Raw genomic sequence first — 20,821 nt, 5'->3', positions numbered from 1 at the left:
TCGTCACGGTTTCGCCTGGAAGACCGAGCGCGGGTTATCCCGCATGAGGATTTGCAAGGTGAGGTCATCCAGACCATGCCGCTTCAATCGCGGCAGGAAATGCTTGAGGATATAGGCGTAACCATTGCCGCCATACCGCGTCAGCATCATCTTCAGGAAAACATCGTGGGAAAGCAGGATGCGGTCCAGATATCCGCGCTCCACCAGCTGGACGATGGCTTTGGCCGCTTCGTCGTCACTCGGGCATTGGACCTGCTGATCGGCATAGAAGAAATCCATGCCGATCATGTCGTATTCGATGAAGGCACCGCGGCCGGCAAGTTCTCCCTGATAGCCAAGGTCATCATGCGACGGGTTCATGTGACACAGAACGGTGTGACTGACATCCGCGCCTTCCTGCTCGACTACATCGAGAACCCTGTGACCCAGCCTTAACCAGCCCGGAAGATGCACCATGAGGGGCAAACCTGTACGGGCCTGCGCCCTCGCCGCACCCCGCAGCGATTTTTGCTCCTCGGGGGTGAAGTCCGAGGACACACCGATCTCTCCGATCAGACCGATTTTCACGCCGGTTCCGTCGACGCCCTGAAGCGCCTCGTGAACGATTTCATTGGCGATGTCGTCGATGCTGAGCGCTGCCACTTTCTCAGGATGGGAGGAGGCCAGATAATAACCCGCCCCCATCACGATGTTGAGCCCGGTCGCCTCGGATATCCGCCTGAGGGCAAGCGGATTTCTGCCGATACCCTGGCAGGTCGGCTCCACCACTGTATGGCCGCCCTGAGCGGCGAATTCATGCAGTTCTTTAATCGCAAGCGGCTCATCATCCAGCGTGATGTTGTGCTTGTTGACGAAGGGATCCTGGCGAAGTTCGCCGAGGATTTCCTGGCAGACCAAGCCCTCTGCCAGATATTGCCGCTCCGGCGTTTTCGGTGCGTGCCACCAGCAGCGGCAATCGTTGAGAATATGCTCGTGCATCAGCGTCACGCCGAGCTTTTCCACCGGGACGGGGCCGGCAACCGTCATGAAATTGCCGGAGCGAATATGGCCTTTCGAGAGTTCATCCACCATGGCCTCAACCCTTTTTTCTGGAACCCAAGCGGAAGTTGGTGGTGAAGATGCGTGTGTTGAGCCAGATAGCGGCAAGAATGATCGCGCCCGTGACGATCTGTGTGAAAAAGGGCGAAATATGCATCAGGATCAGCCCGTTGCCGATCACGGCAATGGTCATGGTGCCAAGCACGGAGCCGAGAATGGTTCCGCGTCCGCCCATCAAAGATGTGCCGCCAAGCACAACCGCTGCCACGACCTGCAGCTCAAAGCCGACAGCAGCATTGGAGGAACCCGAGCCAAGGCGTGACGCGATCAGCAGCCCAGCGATTGCGGATGCCACGCCTGCGACCAGATAGACCGATGCAAGGATCCATTTTGCCGGCATACCCACACGACGGGCAGCCTCCAGATTGGAGCCTACCGCCACGACCCGGCGTCCGTAGCGGGTGGACGAAATGACCACATAGGCCACGACAGTGATGAGGATACCGATCAGCGCCGGCACCGGGAAACCGAACAGGTCTCCGCGACCGAGAAAAAAGAAGCCGGGCGCATCCGGAATCGGCACCGAATACCCTTGGGTGATATAGAGTGCGACCCCTCGAAGGATGGACAAGCCTGCGAGCGTAACGATGAAGGCCGGAATGCCCTGATAGGCAATGAACCAGCCCTGCAAGAGACCAAGCACGGCTCCGAGCATGAGCATGGCGACCAGCACCAGAGGCCACGGATAGCCCGCCGCCATGAGGATGGCACCGACGGCGTTGATCAGCGCAACCATGGAGCCGACCGACAGGTCGATGCCGCCGGTGATGATGACAAGCGTCATGGCGACGGAAACGATGAGGATGGGAGCGGCCTGACGCACGACGTTCAGCAGGTTGCCTGCCGTCAGGAACGTATCCGTGCTTACGGCAAAGAACAGCATGCAGGCGATGAAAAAGGCCGTTATGGACAAGACCTGCGCGTTTTCGGCGATGAAATCGGCGACGGGTGAGCCCTTGGCGCGTTCAGTGTAGACGGTCAATGGCGACCTCCCACGATCAGTTTGACGAGGTCTTCGAGGCTGGTTTCGTTGATCTGCCGTTCGGCGACCTTCGTTCCCTCGTACATGACGGCGATGCGATCACACACGCGGAACAGATCCTGAAGACGATGAGTGATGAGGATGACGGACACGCCCTTGGCCTTGACCCGGTTGATCAACGCCAGAACGGCCTCCACCTCTGCTACGGCAAGCGCCGAAGTGGGTTCGTCCATGATCAGGACCTTGGGATTGAAGGACGCCGCACGGGCGATTGCGATTGCCTGCCGCTGTCCGCCGGAGAGTTTTTCCACCTTGGCCGTCAACCTTGGAATACGGATTTCCAGCGCGTCGAGCATCTTGCGGGCCTCGGCCAACATCGTCTGCCGGTCGAGGAACGGACCCTTGGTGATCTCGCGCCCAAGAAACAGGTTGCCGATCACGTCTATATGGTCACAGAGGCTCAAATCCTGAAAGACCATCTCGATATTGCGATTGCGCGCATCGGCGGGACCGGAGAAACGGACCTCTTCCCCTTCGAGCGTAATGGATCCTTCATCGGGAATGTAGGTTCCGGAAATAACCTTCGTCAGCGTCGATTTTCCAGCCGCGTTGTCACCGACAAGGCCCAGGCATTCACCGGGATAGATGTCGAGATCGACGCCGCGCAGCGCCTGATGTGAACCGAAGGTTTTTACGATACCGCGAAGCGAGACGCGCGGTTCTTGCGCCGCACCGGAGAGATGCTGGGGGAGAATATCTCCCCCAGCGCCGGTGACAGCGGTTGGGTGCTGTCCGCCGGCGATCATTTGAAGACCGCCCGGTAGGGCTCGACATTGGCCTTGGTGACGATGGTCACGGGCACGGCAATCGTCTTTTCGACACTGCCACCATCAGAAACAGTCTTCAGCGCCTTGACGGCCGCAGCACCCATGGCCGCCGGGTCCTGCTGAATGACACCCGCGACATAACCAGCGTCGATGCCAGCGATCGCCTGCTTGGTCAGATCCCAGCCGAAGACCTTGATGTCCTTCTGCTTGCTCTGGCTTTCGACGGCAGCGACGGCGCCGAGAAGGGCCGGTTCACCCGTTGCGTAGATTGCGGTCATATCCGGATTGCCGGTTATGAGGTTTTCCGCTGCGGAAAGAGCCGTATCCTGCACGTTCTGTCCGTCAACGACGCCAGCCGCCGTGATGCCGGGCTGATCCTTGAGCGTGTCCTCAAAGCCCTTCTGGCGGATATTCTGTATGAATGAGTTGAGGGCCCCGACGACGCCGATCTTGGCCTTGCCGCCCATGTCTGACTTCACATAGTCGACGAAGAACTTGCCCATGTCGGCACCAGCCTTGGCATTGTCGACGCCAATCTGTGCCTTCTGAGGCCCTTCCGGCAATATTGCGTCGATAGCGACCACTGGGATGTTCGCTTCGGCGGCCTGCTTTACCGCAGGCATGATGCCGTTGACATCAATGGCAACGACCGCGATCCCATCGACCTTCTGCTGGATATAGGTCTCGATGGCGCTGTTTTGCGCTGCCGGATCGTTATTGGCATTGAAGATGACGAGCTTGACGCCCGCTTCCTTCGCCGCCTTTTCCGCACCCTTGTTCATGTCGTTGAAAAAGATGGCCTGCTGGTTGATCTGCACCAGGGCTATCGTCTTTTCCGCGGCACCGGCAATGCCGGCGGAAAGCGTCGCCCCGGCCAGAAAGGTGGCGGCAAGGGCTGCGGAGAAATATCTGCGTTTGATTATTGTCATTTGCGTTCTTCCTCTGTTGGTTTTGTCCGTCGCAATTATTGTTTCGACGGCGGCGCAACGGAGCTCCGCACGACGATTTCTACGGGAAGCAGCTCTTCCGGATGGGCCGGAGTTTCCTGTTCCCAATTGGTTTCGGCGAGCAACGACAGGGCGCGCTGGCCAATGGCCCTGACCGGCTGGCGAATGGCGGTAAGCGGCGGATCGAACAGATGCAGCGGGCCGACATCGTCGAAGCCGATCATCGATACGTCCTGCGGAATGCGCACACCCTGCGCCCGCAAGACTTCAATCATCCCGATGGCGATTTCGTCGGAGCTCGCGAAAATTGCCGTGGCGGGACGGCCTTCGGAAAGAAAACGCAAGGCCGCCTCGCGACCGAACTCCGCGGTATAGTCGCCGCAATAGCGCATGATCGACGGCTCGGAGCCGCAATGTGTCCGCAACGCTGCCTCCAACCCAAGGAAACGCCGCTGCGTGCTGAGCATCTCTGCCGGGCCGCCGACATAAAGTACGCGTTCGTGGCCATATCCGGCAAGGTGTTCACCAGCCAAGCGGCCGCCCTGTTCATTGTCACAGAACAGCTTCGGCACGGATGCCCCACTGACGTCTTCATCGACCACAACGACTTTGCCGGTGGCGCTGATAAGCTCGGCAAGCTCGTCCGTATCGGGGTGGTTGGTAACGAAGACCAGCCCGTCGACATGGTTGCGGGCAAGAAGCCGCAGATAGGACAGTTCGCGTCCCGGCCGGTTCAACGTTGCGAAAAGCGATACGGCAAGACCGCGCCTGTCTGCCTCCTCTTCCACTGCTGCAACCAGCATGCCGAAGAACGGGTTGCCGATATCGGGAACGACGAGACCGATCGTATCGGAGCGCCCACGGCTCAGACGCCGGGCATGCGGGTTAGGAACATAGTTGAGCTGGCGAATGGCGTCTTCGATGCGGGCCTTCGTGTCCGCAGGCAATTCCAGTGAGCCGTTGAGCAGCCGCGACACCGTAGCGACGGAAACACCCGCCGTGCGGGCAACATCCTTCAGACTGGTCGCGCGATTTGGCGCCATCATTCTTCCCGTTCCTGTTCCCGTGGGCCTTTGGCCTCTTGATAGAGCTTGTAAAGCGATTTACTAAACCGGTTTACAAGGAAATCCAAAACTTGCCCCCTGTCAAGATCATTTGGTGAGGCATTCGAATTTTGGCATATCGGAGACTTTTGCGGCCTTCCGACGGAGAAGGGCAATCGCGAGACGAGTGACGGCGCTCCTCGCCTTCACATAGAGGTGTCTTCGATCAGCACCTCGGATTATCAGGATTGTTTCATTGCTAAACGAATGAAACGGGTCCACTGTGTTTGTTCCAGCAGCTATAGTACGGGCGCTGCTGTTTAAGGGTTGAATACCCTGGCCCCGACAAAGGAGGACGCCATGTCTTCCATATTCCACCAACCGACAAAACAGAATCTCGCAACGCTGGCTGGCTACGTCTTGTCTGCGGCAAGTGTGGCGTTGATCGTTTACATCCTGATCGGCGCATAGTTGCGATAACCGGCTGTAACTGTGCGGGTTTTAACGCAACCGAAAGCGGTGTTGGACATGATCGAAAGAACCACAGAGACCGAAATCACATTCACGCATCCGTTCCGTCTGGAGGCCCTTTCGGAACCCTTGGGAGCGGGCACTTATCGCCTGGTCATAGACGAGGAATTGATAGAGGGCCTCAGCTTCACGGCGTATCGCCGCGTGGGAACCCATCTAGAGATTCCCGCGGTCGCTGTCGCCATGAACCGCCGCCAGTTCCTTCAGGTGTCACCAACTGAAATCGATGATGCATTGGCTCGCGACGTCGCAACCGTAGCCGCCGGCCCGCGCGCCATTCCATGATCCCGCAATGGTCGCGCATTTCCTAAAGTGCGTAGCAGTTTTACGCCCGGAAAATGCGTAAAAACAAATAGCTAGAGCACGTCAGACAATTTTGTTTAAACAGGATGTGCTCTAGCCGAAGTCGGAAGTCGTCAGGACGTTCAAATTGCGCCGGTACTTGGCATACACCTTCTTGGCAGCCTCGTAGATCGGCGTGCGCATTGCGTCAAAAGACGAAAGGCATTGGGCTTCCGACATGCCTGTTGCATGCACGCCGCCCTTAGCGAGTGCAGCGGCTTCGACAAAAAACCGGATTTCGAACATGCCGTCATGGCCGAAAAACCGCACAGCTTTACGCACATCGTCAAAACTGCGGGCCGAGTTGGGGAAAGCCAGTGTCATGCTTCACACCTGCTGCGTTCTTCCCTTCGCAAAACGTTACGACGATTGAGTGAAAGCATGCCATCGGTTGCTTCCGATATGCTGAGTTCAGTCAGCCTGCGGCCACCCACCCGTACCGGCACACCGGTGAATACATGATATATGGTCCAGGTTTGGTCCCTCTCGATCCTTCTTCCATATTGGGAGTCAACCGTATCGGCGACGGAAGTCCCGCCTTCGTTCTCCCAAACTTCGATCCTGAGCGCCTGGCGTCTTTGGTCGTTATAACTATTCATGGTCTTGCCTTTCATCCGAGGCTTCAGCGCGGCTTTGATCCGCGTGGAGCCGGTTTTATTCTACATTGCGACTGCTGCGTTCCTGTCTCTCGGTCGAAAGTCCCTATCGATCGGAGTGGTGCTTGAGCCAGACATCCCTAAGGACTAAATGCGGTGTCGTGTCCGGGTGGTACCAAGAAAATCCAGGAGCGAAACGACCAGATGCCATGAAATGGCACTCGAGAAATGCAGATGGTCTGCGTTGTGCAACTGGTGGCAGCGTAATCGCCCGTCAACCAGCATGCTCGTGCCGCAATAGGTGACATCTCGGTGATTACCGCAAAGAAATACGGCACCGTCAGCGCAAACATTCACTAAAGGACAACGAAGAAGAGGCGGTGCCTCTCTGACACCGGGGAGCCGTGCTGCCAGCACAACGAAGCCTATACTGCGCCTGGATTGCGCGGAAAACAAGGCGGACGCTAAAAACCTGCCGGGCAGAAAAAGCAAACATGTCTATTCAAAGCAGACATTTCTACGCCATGATAGAAGTAGCCGAGCCCTGTTTCCTGTCCTTCCCCGGATCAACATCAGCAGGCAGGCATCGCAGCCGGAAAATCGGGGCCGAAAAACCCAGGCCACTTCAGGCTGACAGGATCATGTGCTTTTTTGCCTGTCCGGAAAGAAACTCACGGACATCCTGTTCTCGTAGTGGTGCCGCATAGATATAACCCTGCACCAGCGTAGCACCGAGACCTTCAAGGGCCGCGAGTTCCTCCAGTGTTTCGACCCCTTCCACCACGCATTCCAACCCCATGTCGCGGCTGAGCGTGAGCAGCGATTTAACGATTTTGTAGCTGGCTGGCTTTTCGTGCAGATCCGTGACGAAGCTGCGGTCAATCTTGATCTTGGTGAGGGGGAGAGCGTGCAGCCGTGTCAGGCTGGAATAACCGGTGCCGAAATCGTCCAGCGAAATGCCGCAACCGAGCCGCCGCAGCATTTCGACCGACTGCCTGACCTGTTCGAAATCATGCGCAAAGGCCGTTTCGGTAATTTCAAGGTCAATACGTGTTGCGTCGAAGCCGCTGTTTTCGATGATGCCGATCAATGACAGCACGCCTTCGCAGGAATTGAGGTCATGGGCCGAGAGGTTGAAGGACAGTCTAAGGGATGGCTCCCATACCGATGCGGAAGCGAGAGCGGTTCGAAGAAGAGGCCGCGTCAGCGAGCTGACGATACCGGCCCGCTCGGCAATGGCGAAGAACTGGGCAGGCGGGACATGCCCAAGGACCGGGCTGTGCCAGCGCGCCAGTGCTTCAAAGCCCGCAGCTCTTCCATCGCGTATGTCGACGATCGGTTGGAACACGACTGAAAGCTCGTTTTCTATCTCTTTCTGCTTGAGCAGATGTTCGATACGAGCTTCGATATTGATCTGCTTTTCGTGCTCCGCATCGAAGAGGACGGCATCGCCGCGCCGGGTTTTCTTGGCGTGATACAACGCATAGTCCGCACGGTCGAAAAGTTGCTCAAGCGTCAGAGCAAGGCACGGAAATACGGCGATGCCCATGGAAGCAGCGACATGCACAGTCCCCTCGGGAAGATGATAGGCCTCCCTCAACCGTTCCGAGATCACGTTCGCATTTGCAACGAGTTGTGCATCGTCAGGTATGATGGGGGCAACGATCGCAAATTCGTCTCCGCCAAGTCTAAATGCCCTGCTGGTCGTCAGAGTATCTGTGAGACGTTTGCTGACGCTGACGAGCAACCTGTCGCCCACGGAATGGCCGTAAAGGTCGTTAACCGGCTTGAACCCATCGAGATCGATAACGCCCAGCGCCAGCCGCGTTCCCGCCACCCTTGCTTTCTCGATCTCGGCTTCCAGATGGGCGAAAAAGGCGCGGCGGTTAGGCAGTTCCGTCAGGCTGTCAATATTGGCAAGCAGCAGGTTCTCATTGTTCAGCGCTTCCGTGCGCTGCTGCGAAACAATCATGCGCTCGAAATTGCGGTAGTTGGTCAACAGGATGGACATCATGCCCGCACAGACCAACAGAACATTGATGGCAATGGCGATGAATGTCGGTTGCTGTGAGGCCAAAAAAAAGATGACGAAGGCGCCGTTGACGATGGCCGTGACCATGAACGCCGCCGAACGCACATACATCAGACAGAAGATGCAGGATATGACGGTAATCGCCATGTAGAAGGCGACGTGGGATTGCGTATAGGCGTCCCCATACGGCACCAGCAGAAAAGACCAGAGCGTAAATACCACGGCAATGCCGGCCGCCAGGCGATTTGTGCGCTGAAGCGCTGCATGAGCCACCTTCGGCGCGGGATCGATACCGCGGGTCCTCCACCAGAACGCGATCCTGACGGTGCAGCCGAGTGTAAAAAAAGCCGGAATTCCAATGGTGAGCCAAAACGGCGCCAGTTGCAGATGTGTAGTCGCCAGCGCCCATGTACTTGAAATCAGTATGAAATACATCATCGGCATCTGCCGGGTGAAGGCGCGATATTGCGCTTTCACCAAGTCCGGATTGTCGGACCGGACAGACATAAAATCAAGCAATTTCTGTTTGGCGTTTGTTATGTTCATTTGCACGACTCATCGAGTACAGAGTCGGTTGTTTAGCAAGTCCGTCTTACATCATCGGAAATACACAAGGTAAATCAAGAGGAAATGAAATCAACTCCAAGATGTGCATTCATATTTGTACATAATCTGCGGCAGCCGCCGAGGATTTCCACTGGTTCAAAGCGATGAATGCCTCTCGGTTGGAATGGCAGAAGCTGTTGTTCACCGAGGAGCCTCGCCGAAAGCCAGAGAACAGACATCCACATTTCTGTGCCCTGTAGTCCGGCAGGATGCCCTTCCGCGAAGGCAAATCCGCTGCCTTTCTGCCAGCGCCCCCTATTGCGTCTCAGAACTTCACGGGCGATCTCTTTTGCCTCGTCCCGCCTGTGATCCGTCTGTTCCAGGCAGAGAAGCAGGGGATGGACCGTATCGAGCAGGTTGCAGGCGTTAAACTCCGTACCCTGAAAACCGCCATAGGCGCGATAATTGGCGATGACCGAGTCGACTGCCGCTTCCGGATAGGGAACGGGCAGGCCGAACTGGGCGTAAGAGCCGCGGGTGAGGCGGTAAAAGCCGTTGACCGGTTGCAGCAGGCCCTGCTCGGTCGTCGCGTCACCCCAGAGACCGGTAGTTCTGTCCGCATTCACCATCAGCCAGCCAAATAGTACGGCGAGATTGTCGCCGGATACGAAGTAGCGCCGGTTGAAATAAAGCGCGGTGGAGATGGCGTCGATAGTAGCGCCGCAATGCCATGCCCGGTTTTGCCAGGGGAGTTCTTCCAGAAGAAGAATGAGGGCGTCGGCACGCATCTCCTCCACGAAAGCAATCTGCTGTTTCGGGCCGGCGCCAAGACATTCGAGCGCATATCCGACAGCCAGAATATTGTAGAGGACCGTTGGGTCCTGTTGCGGCGGCGATGAAGGGCGGCGGTTGGCAGAGAAAAACAGTCCTGTTTGGGTATCCTGCATAGCATGAAGGCCAGCCACGGTTCTTTCGACGTCGAAGGCGGTCTCTTGCTGCCCGAAGGCTGCGGCGATCTCGATAGCATCACACAGATGCCTGGCGTTTTCGACCTCATGTCCGGATGCATCGGCTGAACGATAGGAGCCCCCCTCATCATAGGAGCGAATGGCGGCAAGCCAGTCGCCGGCAATTTCCTCGCCGAGTTCTCGCAACAGGCGATCGGTTTCAGGCACCTTGGGCGTATCTGCCTTTTCCCCGCGATATTTCAGAACCCGGGCGGGAACACCACCGGCAACAGCCAAGGCGGGAACGTCTTTCGCCACCACCGCGCCCGCGGCAATAATCGCTCCGCGCCCTATCTTCACGCCGTCCAGCACGACTGCGTTGGCGCCGATCCAGACATCGTCGCCGATATCTATGCCGAGCGAGGTCAACGGCTGGCGATAGATGGGGGTGTCGGTATCGTCAAAACCGTGATTGAAGCCGACGATGCTGACATGCGAGGCGATGCGCGCACCATTACCGATCTTCACCCTGCCGGAAAGGCAGGCATAGGGGTTGATCGAGACGTTTTCTCCAAGTTCGATATCACCGCGCACGATTGCGTAACCGGCAATCCAGGACTGCGCGCCCATCACCAGCCTGTCCGTATGCAACTCGGCTTTTGCGGCGATGTAGACGCCCTGCCCGAAACTGGCATTGGCCGAGCGCTCAAGACCGCGCAACAGCGCCTGATGGTCGGGACGGTCGATATCTTCCTGTTTTCGTTCCCAGGTCAGGATATTCAGCCGATCCAGCCGTTGGAAAACAGTCTGGGTTTCGTCTGTCATAATGGCAAGCCTGCACGGCTTTCATCGAGTGCAAAGGCGGAAACGCGACGTCCCTCAAGCCTGAACATCTCTTCCAGCGCGGTGAGATCGGGAGCATCCGGTAAGGTCACCAATGCCGCTTCTGCCGCCTTGCCGGCGGGTAGCGCCATGCAGGCCGTAACAAGCAGCGTTTCGCCTGATGGAACGGTGCCACGCAATTGCGGCACGAGGGTTCTGGCGTGGATGAGATTGGTGTTGGCAATGGCCTGATGGCACAGTCCTTCACGACGAGCCCCGAGCGAAAGATCGACAATGACGCTTGTGTCGCTTTGGCCGTAGCATACAGCGCGGCATTCTCCCGCTTCTGTTCGGTCACGGTTGAAATCGGCGCGCTCTATGGCAAATCCGCCTTCCGATGTTTGCAGCGCGCGTGGGGTCCGGATGCGGTGCAGCCTAATATGCCACGGATTATGCGGCACGAGCCAGGTCTCTATCTCCACACCCGCCCATGGCCTCCAGCGGGAATAGAGGCAGTCTCCGGCAATCAATGCCTCTTCCATCGTCTCGCGCGTACGGAAGTGTACACCATCGTCGGAAAGACCGAGCATGCCGTCAAAAGCTGCGGCGGCAAAATGCCGGTCATCCGCCTCGACATTGAAGGCATAACGGGTGGAATAGACGAATTTCGAATATTTTTCCTGCGCGCCGCGCATCCTGTCGTGCTGCTGCCCCGAGGATAGAACAACGACGTTGCCGGGCGTATGGAAAGCAACCATGCCCGGTTCCGGCAATGAAACGGGTTCGGCGAATTCTTCTGATCTGGTCTCTTCCGCCGTCCAGAAGGGATGATCGGCGGGCAGCGCCAGCGGCAGGAAGAATTTGAGCGCCCAGTAGGGCGAGCAGGGAGAATTGTAGCTCTCGCTCATTAAAAGGTTCGGATAGCCGTATCCCACGGAAAGTACGCCATCGCGATCCGCGATCGGCCGCTTCGACCACCAGCGGATATGCCGCATGTAATAACCTTTGATCTCTGGCCATGGCAGCGCCTGCAAGCCGGAAAAGGCGAGTGCACCCCAGAAACCACCCGCCGCAAACCGGTATGTCTGGCTGCGCCCGAAGGCGAGCGAGGCCCCGTCCGGCCCGAACCAATGGCGCATGTCGCGGGCGAAAACTCTCGAGCGTTCGATGAGCCGTTTTTTTCTCGCCTCATCGTCTTTCGCAAGCACGGTATAGATCAGCCCATAAAAATGCATGGCGAAGGGAATATAGTGGTCGACACGCCGTACCGGCCCGTCACGATACCAGCCATTGCCGATATCAAATGCCTCTATTTCGTCGAGATATGCATGGGTCTTGGCCGTGTCGAATTCGACACCCACCCGCTCCAGCCCGAGATCGATCAGAACGCGGAAAAACTTCCAGTTATTATCGACGAATTCCCGCTCGCGCGCCGCCAGAAGGTAGACCGTGACGGTCTTTCTATCCGTTTCCGCAAGCGGCTCCCAGATGTGTTCGGGAACCATGGCGAGTGCAAAGCCTATTGCCGCCAGCTCCACCAATCGTTGGTGCCGGTCTGCGGTGTCACCCCAATATTCGGGGTGGGCCGGGTTGGTGCCATTGGCCAATCCGCGCCGGTAGAGATCCCAGTGCGGAAAGTCATAGCCGCCGGCGGCAAGGGGTACGATGCCCCATAACGGTCGGGCAAAGCCTTCCAGTTCGGCAGCCGGGTAATCAAATATCGCGCCTGTCGCGCCCAACTGCACGCGCGCGCCGCCCGCCGAAAAACAGGCAAGCAGCGGATTGAAGAGATCAATCACAGCCTTTGCGAGATCGTCCCTGCTTGAAAGCGGATTGTGAAAGAGCGGATTGGCTGCGGCGGTTTCATGGGGCACGGTGACGAATGTCCGGAATTCTTGGGTCAGGAAAAAGGCCGCAGGCTTTCCGCCTGCGGCCCATGGCAATTATTTGATGGCCTTGACGCCGTCATTCATGTCCTTGATGCCGTCATCGATTGAAATATTGTCGGTCATCAGTGCGTCATGGACACGGTTCAGAACGACTTCGATCTTGGCTGCATTCGGGTTGACCGCCATTTCCAGATAGGCCTTGCCCGCCTGCAACGCGTCCTTGCTGCCCTGATCCTGCGGGAAGCCCGGCAGCGATGCGATCTTCTCAGCCACATCGTCGGTTCGGAGTGCAGGGAAAGTGCCGGTGGAGGCAATGATGGCCGCTCCCTCAGGCCCGGTCACGAACTGAATGAAATCCAGCGCCGCTTCCTTATGGCCGGAATTAGTGTTGACCGACAGTCCGGCAATCTGCGCGGCCGTCGCACCTGCCGCCACGCCATCGGGATGGGGGAATTTCACGATACCCCAGTTGGCGCTTTTCGACTCGCCCGATTTCACCTTGGCGATCTGGGTTCCGACGAACCAGGTGCCCATCGGCAGCATGCCGATCGTTCCGTTGAAGAACAGCGCGGAGTAATGGGTATTGGATGTCTTCAGCGAGGCGTAGGACGGTATCGCGCCGGTCTTTTGCAGGGCAAGCGCACGCTCATACCAGGGTTTCAGGAACTCATAGTTTCCATCAACCATCGTGTGTTTTCCATCCTGAATGCCGGGCAGTTGCACCGTCGAACGCCAAGTGTGCAACAGAGCGCCGTAAATGCGGTTCGCGCCCATGCCGCCCTTCAGCTTGCCGGCTGTTTCATCGAACTGCGCCCAGGTCATGTCATTGGTTGGATAAGGCACGCCTGCCTTGTCGAAAATATCCTTGTTGTAATAGACCACCCAGAAATCGGAGCGGAACGGCAGGGCGTATACCTTGCCGTCAATGGTCAGTTCCTCGATCAGGCCGCCATAGGGTGCCGTCTCGATCTTCTGATCCTTGATGAAGTCGCTGAGATCGGTGATGTTGCCGGCGCGGACCAGATTGGCGTATCCGGGAACGTCCTTGATGGTAACGACGTCAATGTCCTTCGAGCCGCCAGTCAACTGCGTGGATATCATCTGCGTATAGTCCTGCGAGCCGAGGTCCACCACCTCGAACGTGACATTCGGATGCTTCTGCTTATAGGCCTCCATCAAGGGCTTGAAGTAAGCGCCCTTATCCAGATCCCATAGGGCCCATTTCAAGGTGACGGGGGCATCGCCCGCGGCGAATGCTGTTCCTCCCATACCCATGGCAATGCCGAGACCGGCGGTTGCCAGAGCAAATGCACGTCTGGTTGTTTTAAACTCCATAGCCCGTTTCTCCTTCCCTGACTGATGTCGTTTGATTTTGGTATGTCTTAAACGCCGCTCCCCGCCCGTTCTGATATCCGCAGGCGCGTTTGCGCGGCGACGTTTCTCGCCGCGAAACACAGGGCGAACATGCCGAGCGAAAAATTGATGGTTGCCGGCATAAACACGGACACCGGATAGAAGAGGATATGCGCGATCCAGAGCGCCGCGACGAAGCTGAGCGCCGCCAGCATCGGCCATGGTCTGGTGAGCGCCAGAAACGCCGCACGCCGCAGGGTCTGTAAAAGCGGCAAATCCTCCTTCGCCAGGACAACGGTGGCATAGGCGCAGAGAAGGGTGAGGAACAGTGTGACTGCGAGGCTGATCGCAAAAGGCACACTGTAGGCGAGTTGCGACCGGGCAGCATCGGCATAGCTGACAGTTGCGTAACCACCGCCACCGACCACCAGCGCTGCGAGAAGCACAAGCGCGGTGCCGCGCAGGGCGAATGTCCGCAAGGCTTCAAGGAAATCGCGCAGCAGATAGGTATTTTCGTCGTTCGAGAAAGAAACGCAGACGCGGCCCATGGCCAACATTGCTGCGGGCATCGTTACGACCGGCAGGCTGGCGATGATAAAGAGGAGGTTTAGCTTCACCATCTCCCACCATTCGCGTCTGATAATATCGAGGAACAGGGCGAGACCGGTAGGCGGCGGGGCGTTCTTGTCGATCCCGGCTCCTTCCTTCGTCCATAATCCTTCCAGCCATTGCATCGCTTTTCTCCCGGCCCGTTCAATAAAGGATCGATCGCTCGGTGGCGGGATCAAAGAGCTGCGCATTCGTCAGATCGGCCACCAGCTCAACGGGATCGCCGATCTTCGCCCGGAAGCGCGGTGAAACACGTGCGACGAGGTTTTGACCGCCCGAGATGAGATTGAGATGCACTTCCGATCCCATCGGCTCCGCCAATTCCACTGTCGCCTTGAAGGGAGAGACATTGGCGGCATCGATATCCGCCGGAGCAAATTCGTGGAAATTTTCAGGGCGAATGCCCAGAACGAGCTGTTTTCCTTCGTAGGGAAGTACACGCCCAGGATCGATACCTGCCGGCAGCGGCAATGGGTTGCCGTCGAATATGGCGATAAAGCCGTCGCCCTGGCGGTGCAGCGTCACCGGAAGCATGTTCATCTGCGGTGCGCCGATGAAACCTGCAACGAACATGTTAATCGGCCGGTCATATAGATTTTGGGGCGTATCCACCTGCTGGATATGGCCATCCTTCATCACCACGATGCGATCCGCCATGGTCATGGCCTCAACCTGATCGTGGGTCACATAAATGAAGGTGGCGTCCAGCCGCTTGTGAAGCTTGGAAATTTCCGACCGCATGGTGCCGCGCAGCTTGGCATCCAGATTGGAAAGCGGCTCATCGAGAAGAAAAACTTCCGGATTGCGCACCATCGCCCGGCCGAGCGCGACACGCTGGCGCTGGCCACCGGATAGCGCCTTGGGTTTGCGGTTCAGCAGGTGGGTGATGTCTAGAATTTTCGCCGCGTCCTTCACCTTCGTATCGATGAGGTCGCGCGGCGCTTTTCTAAGCTCGAGACCGAAGGCCATGTTCTTGTAGACGGTCATGTGCGGATAAAGCGCATAGTTCTGGAACACCATGGCGATGTCGCGGTCCTTGGAGGGCACATCGTTCATCACGTCTTCGCCGATGCGCAATTCGCCGCCGGAAATTTCCTCCAGCCCGGCAATCATCCGCAGGGTGGTGGATTTGCCGCATCCGGAAGGGCCAACCAGAATGATGAATTCCTTGTCGGCAATATCCAGATCGATATCGTGAACGACCTTGAGCGCGCCGTAGCTTTTATTGAGTTTTTTCAGGGAAATGCTTGCCATCTGTTCCTCGCGCTCACCAATAGGAAGACCAGTTGCGCGAAAGCCGGATCAGCGCTTCCAGATAATAATAATCACCCCAGGAGACGCACTCATCGACCCCTTCGCCCCGGCAGGTATTGTGGGCGGTTTTCTTGGAATAGGTGCCGTGCAGAAGCTGGCCGTTGGAGATCGCCGGGTCGCGGACCGAATAGTTGTCCATCAGGCTCTTCACCATGCGTCTCGCCAGCTCGCGATACTCCTTGGCCTTTTCCCGCGTTTCCAGCTCCGCCATTTCCAGCAGACCGCAGGCGACGATGGCCGCTGCCGAACTGTCGCGCGGCTCGTCATCGCCATCCGCAAAGACCAGGTCCCAATAGGGCACGAGATCATCAGGCAGGCGCTTCAGATAGAAGGCAAGAAGCCGCTCGAACGTTTCGCGATAGGCGGGAAGTCGCTCGTAGCGGTACGAAATGGCCATGCCGGCAATGCCCCAGGCCTGTCCGCGCGCCCAGTAGCTCTCGTCGCTGTAGCCTTGCTTCGTCACGCCGCGCACCGGTGCGCCGGTCTCGGGGTCCATATAGAATGTATGATAGGTGGAATCGTCCGGCCGCACAGAGTGAGCGAGCGTGGTGCGGGCATGGGCAAGGGCGACGGTGCGATAATCTTCCCGGCCCGTTTCCCGGCTTGCCCAATAAAGCAGCGGCAGGTTCAGCAGGCAGTCGATGATGTAACGAAATTCGTTGGGATTATCCCGGCGACCCCAGGCCTGAATGAATTGACCAATCGGCTGGAACCGCTCCATCAGCTGATCGGCGGCCATCAGCGCCGCTCGTCTGCCATCCTCGTCACCCACCAGTTTCCATGCGGCGATGCAGGAGGGCGAATAGAGGAAACCCATATCATGATGGTCGGTCTCTATGCGGTTTTCGATCCGATGAAGAAAGCTCTGCACCTGAATTTGCGCCGCGTGCTGAAAGGTCCTGTCGCCGGTATGTTCGAAGGCGAGCCACATCTGTCCCGGCCAGAAACCGGCGGTCCATTGATCGTTGGCGACTGCGGGGTAAAAATTCTTCACGCTCGAGTGGTTCTGCGCCGCGTAGGTGAACTGCGGCAGATTGCGCCGGACCTGTGCGACGGCGGCTACGAGCGCGGCGTCGATTTCCGCAGCGGTGATCGGGTTCGGAACGGTCGTGGTCAAGTCGAACATGAAATCAACCCTTGAGGCCAGTGGAAGCGACGCCTTCGACGAAGAAGCGCTGCAATGCTAGGAAAACGATGAGAACCGGGATAAGCGCCACAACCGAGGCGGCCATGATCAACCCGTATTCCGCCGAATATTGCGAAATGAACATGCGCAGGCCGATCTGGATGGTCTTCAGCTCGGTCTTGGTGAGATAGATCATCGGCCCGAGGAAGTCGTTCCACGTCGTGACGAAGGTGAAGATCGTCAATGTGGAGAGCGCCGGCTTCGAGAGCGGCAGCATGATCTTTGCCCAGATCTGGTATTCGTTCATGCCATCGATACGGGCCGCTTCGCAAAGCTCGTTCGGAACCGACATGTAGAACTGCCGCATCAGGAAAACGCCGAAGGCGGTGAAGGCCTGCAGGAAAATCAGCGCGAGATGGGTGTTGTTGAGCCCGAATTCGCGCATCAGCAGAAACTGCGGCACCATATAGACCTGCCAGGGCATGGCGATGGTGGCGATATAGCCTAGAAACAGCGTGTTCTTGTAGGGAAAGTGCAGCTTGGCGAAGGCATAGGCGGCAAAGCTGGATGTCAGCAATTGCAGCAGCGTGACGATGATTGTCAGCTTCGATGTATTGTAGATGAACAGCGCCAGTGGGATTTTCGTCCAGATATCGACATAGTTCTCCCAGCGCGGCTGAGAAGGGATCCATTCGATCGGGAAGGCGAAGACATCGCGGCTGAGCTTCAGCGACGCCGACAGCATCCATGCGAACGGCAGGAGCATGACGATGGTGACGATAATCACCGTGAAATAGATGCCGATCGTGGTGGCGGGGATTTTCCGGCCCATGATACGCATGGCTCAATCCTCCCGCTGCCGTTTGAACTGGACGATAGTGACGATGAGAACGAGGAAGAACAGGACGAGGGCGATCATGCTGGAGTAACCGAGGTCCCAAGAAATGAAGGCTTCGTTGTAGATGTGATAGACCAGAACCAGCGTCGAGGTTCCCGGTCCGCCCTGCGTGATCATGTAGACCTGATCGAAAACCTTGAAGGACTGGATCGTCAGCATGACGGTGACGAAAAAAGTCGTCGGTGCGAGCTGCGGCAGGGTGACGTGGATGAATTTCTGCCAGGAATTGGCGCCATCAAGACCGGCCGCTTCATAAAGCTCGGAATTGATGCCCTGTAGCCCGGCGAGATAGATGACCATGTAGTAGCCCATGCTCTTCCACACGCCAAAGAGGATGACGGTAACCATTGCCCAATGCCGGTCCGCCGCCCATCCCGGCATATCGGCGGGATCGAGACCGAGCGTATAGAGCAACATGTTGACCGGACCCATCTCCGGATTGAAAATCATGTTCCAGACGACGGCCACGGCAACCAGTGACGCCACATAGGGAAAGAACATCGCCGTGCGGAAGAAGTTGCGACCTAAGATTTTCTGGTTGAGCAGTATCGCGAGCCCCAGGGCGCAGGCAAGCGTGGCCGGCACCGATGCGACAGTGTAAATGACCGTGTTCCATAAGGCCGCGATGAAGGCCTTGTCCTCGAACAGCCGCCAGAAATTATCCAGGCCTGCAAAACGCATTGGATTGGAGCCGTCCCAATGCATGAAGGCGAGCACGAAGGCAAAAAGGATCGGTCCGAGCGTGAAAATCGCGAAACCGAGAAAATTGGGCGCAATAAAAGAATAGGCCACCAGCGCATTCTCGATCCGGCGTCGCCGCCTGGAGACGATGCGGACTTTTTTCCTGCGATACGGGGCCGCCTGCTTGTCGGACATGGTCGCGGTTGCGATTGCCACAGCCTACCTCCCATTGCTGCCGTTTCACCGCATCTCAGGTGTCGGCTGCTGCGTTTTCCATAACGGCGCGGGATCCTCACCCTGCCGCCTCCCGCGCTCTGGATAACACAATATCGATATTGGTCAAACAACTTTACATTAAGTCAGACAAATTTTCTAGTTTTTCAAAAATACGTATGATAGGAGCCAATCATCGGATTGCGGAACGCGCGGGAGGTTCAGGGCGTGTTTGTCGAAATGATGCGGCTTATGCCCGATCGGTTCGCCGATTTCGGGGCAGAACTCACAGCGAAAAAAATTCACTCCTCAGCGTCGGCTGCGGTTCGCGGCAGCCTTATCGAGGCGGCGGTGCAGGCTCTTGGCGAGTCCTGGTCCACCATTCTGGCGGGCGACTACCGGGAATATAGCGGGAGTGGCAATCGTGATCGTTTCGAGTGGCTTTATTTTTCCCGCCGGCTGAAGCTGAACGCACTGGTTCTTGGTGAATGCGCGGAGGGGCAAGGCCGTTTTCTCGATGCCACCATCGATGGCCTGTGGCTGATATGCGAGGAAAGCGGCTGGCAATTGCCCGCTCATAATTCCCATATTCGCGGCGGCCCGCGTGACCCTCTGCCTGACCCGGAAAACCCAGTGATTGACCTGTTCGCTGCGGAAACGGGTGCCAATCTGGCGTTGTGCCTGCATCTGCTTGGACCGGAGCTGGAGCGGGCAAATACGAATCTCGTTTCGAGAATTCACGCAGAGATAGACCGGCGTATAACGACACCATATCTGAACAGACATTTCTGGTGGATGGGGAACGGCGCAGAACGGATGAACAATTGGACGGCCTGGATCACCCAGAATGTCCTGCTCTCGACGCTGCTCTTGCCGACAGACCAGCCGACGCGACGTTCGGTGGTTGAAAAGGCACTTGAGAGTCTCGACGCGTTTCAGAAGGATTATGCCGAAGACGGGGCCTGCGAAGAGGGCGTTCTTTATTACGGCCATGCAGCACTTTGCATGTTCGGGGCGATGACTATTGTCGAAAGCTGCGCGCCCGGCTCGATTGCCCCGCTCTTCAATGCGCCGAAGCTGCGAAACATGGCCGAATTCGTCCTCAATATGCATGTGGCAGAAGACCGTTTTTTCAACTTCGCCGATGCGCCGGCGAAGGTCGAGACATCAGGGGTGCGGGAATATCTCTTGGGCAAAGCCGTTTCCTCGACCCCGCTTCAGGCCTTCGCTGCCGCCTGCTGGAACCGCTCACCGGACCGGCTTATGTCGAAGGAATGGAACCTTTGGTATCGCGTTCAGGCGGTTCTCACCACACCGGAATTGTCAGCGCTTACGCCCGTGGCACCCACAAAGACCGACATAGTTTATTCAGGCATCGGACTGGTGATTGCCCGTGACAGTGTTTTCGATCTTGCCGTCAAGGCAGGCAATAACGGCGAAAGCCATAACCATAACGATGTCGGCAGTTTCACGCTTTACAAACACGGCCGGCCATTCATCATCGATGTGGGGGTGGAAGCCTACACCGCCAAAACCTTTTCCCCGCAGCGCTATGACATCTGGACGATGCAATCGGCCTTTCACAACCTGCCGACCTTCGGCGGCGTCATGCAATCCGCCGGACCTGAGTTTGCAGCACGCGATTTTGTGGCCGAATTCTCGGAGGGAAAGGCGGAATTTTCCTTTGATATAGCCGGTGCATATCCAGCCGCAGCAACTGTCGCGCATTATCGTCGCCGTGTCCGGTTGCTGCGCGGCAGCCATGTGGAAATCATCGATGACCATCGGGGCGAAATTGACGCGGTCCTGTCGCTGATGGTTGCAGAAAAACCGCAAATCACACCGGGTGGCTTTAATTTTGCAGACCTAGGAAAGGTGGACTGCGACGGCGAGGGCGACCCGGCCATTGAGACGATATCGATCGACGATACCCGCCTTCGCCAGTCCTGGCCGCCGGTGATCTATCGCATTCTCATCCCTGTTAAAGCCAACCGTCTTTGCCTGAAAATCACTTAAGGAAGTGCC

Annotated in this window: 18 protein-coding genes; 2 read left to right on the top strand and 16 right to left on the bottom strand. The window is 57.3% G+C overall.

The features are described 5' to 3' along the window. Positions 1-3: 3 nt before the first annotated feature. The 5 genes from AC5SEO_RS15360 to AC5SEO_RS15340 are packed head-to-tail and all read right to left on the bottom strand — an operon-like array spanning position 4 to position 4,897. Positions 4-1,071 carry a phosphotriesterase family protein gene (locus AC5SEO_RS15360; protein ID WP_174069062.1) on the bottom strand — a complete coding sequence of 356 codons (1,068 nt, stop codon included), beginning with the start codon at positions 1,069-1,071 and terminating at the stop codon, positions 4-6. Between the two features lie 4 nt (positions 1,072-1,075). Beyond that, the gene (locus tag AC5SEO_RS15355; protein ID WP_003518264.1) at positions 1,076-2,080 is read right to left on the bottom strand and encodes an ABC transporter permease; all 1,005 of its coding nucleotides are present in this window, start codon (positions 2,078-2,080) and stop codon (positions 1,076-1,078) included. Further along, the gene (locus AC5SEO_RS15350) at positions 2,077-2,886 is read right to left on the bottom strand and encodes an ATP-binding cassette domain-containing protein (RefSeq protein WP_013762213.1); all 810 of its coding nucleotides are present in this window, start codon (positions 2,884-2,886) and stop codon (positions 2,077-2,079) included. Before AC5SEO_RS15350 ends, AC5SEO_RS15355 begins: the two co-directional genes overlap by 4 nt. After that, on the bottom strand, positions 2,883-3,836 hold the full coding sequence (locus tag AC5SEO_RS15345; protein ID WP_025595134.1) for an ABC transporter substrate-binding protein: 954 nt from the start codon (positions 3,834-3,836) through the stop codon (positions 2,883-2,885). The genes AC5SEO_RS15350 and AC5SEO_RS15345 overlap by 4 nt, the downstream gene beginning before the upstream one ends. 35 nt (positions 3,837-3,871) lie before the next feature. Beyond that, the gene (locus tag AC5SEO_RS15340; RefSeq protein ID WP_013762211.1) at positions 3,872-4,897 is read right to left on the bottom strand and encodes a LacI family DNA-binding transcriptional regulator; all 1,026 of its coding nucleotides are present in this window, start codon (positions 4,895-4,897) and stop codon (positions 3,872-3,874) included. A gap of 528 nt (positions 4,898-5,425) precedes the next feature. Here AC5SEO_RS15340 and AC5SEO_RS15335 point away from each other — a divergent pair. Further along, positions 5,426-5,713, top strand: a complete 288-nt coding sequence (locus tag AC5SEO_RS15335; protein WP_013762209.1) for a hypothetical protein — start codon at positions 5,426-5,428, stop codon at positions 5,711-5,713. 111 nt (positions 5,714-5,824) lie between these two features. On the opposite strand, the gene AC5SEO_RS15330 is transcribed toward AC5SEO_RS15335, so the two are convergent. From AC5SEO_RS15330 to AC5SEO_RS15280, 11 genes are all read right to left on the bottom strand, one after another. Beyond that, on the bottom strand, positions 5,825-6,094 hold the full coding sequence (locus AC5SEO_RS15330) for a DUF1488 family protein (protein WP_013762208.1): 270 nt from the start codon (positions 6,092-6,094) through the stop codon (positions 5,825-5,827). Beyond that, positions 6,091-6,384, bottom strand: coding sequence for a hypothetical protein (locus tag AC5SEO_RS15325; RefSeq protein WP_025595135.1), 294 nt, complete (start codon positions 6,382-6,384; stop codon positions 6,091-6,093). Before AC5SEO_RS15325 ends, AC5SEO_RS15330 begins: the two co-directional genes overlap by 4 nt. 607 nt (positions 6,385-6,991) lie before the next feature. Next, positions 6,992-8,944 (bottom strand): putative bifunctional diguanylate cyclase/phosphodiesterase, encoded by a 1,953-nt coding sequence (locus AC5SEO_RS15320; protein ID WP_013762205.1) that lies wholly within the window; start codon positions 8,942-8,944, stop codon positions 6,992-6,994. A 74-nt stretch (positions 8,945-9,018) separates the two neighbouring features. Further along, positions 9,019-10,716 (bottom strand): acyltransferase, encoded by a 1,698-nt coding sequence (locus tag AC5SEO_RS15315; protein ID WP_025595136.1) that lies wholly within the window; start codon positions 10,714-10,716, stop codon positions 9,019-9,021. After that, positions 10,713-12,587, bottom strand: coding sequence for a DUF2264 domain-containing protein (locus AC5SEO_RS15310; protein WP_025595137.1), 1,875 nt, complete (start codon positions 12,585-12,587; stop codon positions 10,713-10,715). The genes AC5SEO_RS15315 and AC5SEO_RS15310 overlap by 4 nt, the downstream gene beginning before the upstream one ends. Positions 12,588-12,656: 69 nt before the next feature. After that, complete coding sequence (locus tag AC5SEO_RS15305; protein ID WP_013762202.1) at positions 12,657-13,937, bottom strand: ABC transporter substrate-binding protein; 1,281 nt, start codon at positions 13,935-13,937, stop codon at positions 12,657-12,659. Positions 13,938-13,984: 47 nt separating this feature from the next. Continuing rightward, a complete protein-coding gene (locus tag AC5SEO_RS15300) occupies positions 13,985-14,689 on the bottom strand; it encodes a DUF624 domain-containing protein (protein WP_003518282.1) in 705 nt (234 codons plus the stop codon). A gap of 19 nt (positions 14,690-14,708) precedes the next feature. After that, entirely contained in the window at positions 14,709-15,818 is a 1,110-nt protein-coding gene (locus AC5SEO_RS15295) for an ABC transporter ATP-binding protein (RefSeq protein ID WP_013762201.1), read from the bottom strand. A 13-nt stretch (positions 15,819-15,831) separates the two neighbouring features. Beyond that, the gene (locus AC5SEO_RS15290; RefSeq protein WP_003518286.1) at positions 15,832-17,004 is read right to left on the bottom strand and encodes a glycoside hydrolase family 88 protein; all 1,173 of its coding nucleotides are present in this window, start codon (positions 17,002-17,004) and stop codon (positions 15,832-15,834) included. A gap of 4 nt (positions 17,005-17,008) precedes the next feature. After that, entirely contained in the window at positions 17,009-17,845 is an 837-nt protein-coding gene (locus AC5SEO_RS15285; RefSeq protein WP_003518288.1) for a carbohydrate ABC transporter permease, read from the bottom strand. 3 nt (positions 17,846-17,848) lie between these two features. Further along, positions 17,849-18,778, bottom strand: a complete 930-nt coding sequence (locus AC5SEO_RS15280) for a carbohydrate ABC transporter permease (protein WP_236759678.1) — start codon at positions 18,776-18,778, stop codon at positions 17,849-17,851. Positions 18,779-19,024: 246 nt separating this feature from the next. Here AC5SEO_RS15280 and AC5SEO_RS15275 point away from each other — a divergent pair, with 246 nt between their 5' ends. Beyond that, positions 19,025-20,812 carry a heparinase II/III domain-containing protein gene (locus tag AC5SEO_RS15275; protein ID WP_495363892.1) on the top strand — a complete coding sequence of 596 codons (1,788 nt, stop codon included), beginning with the start codon at positions 19,025-19,027 and terminating at the stop codon, positions 20,810-20,812. The last annotated feature ends 9 nt before the right edge of the window (positions 20,813-20,821 follow it).

It is taken from the genome of Agrobacterium sp. K11, from assembly GCF_059429395.1.
This window is presented reverse-complemented; position numbering and strand designations above follow the sequence as displayed.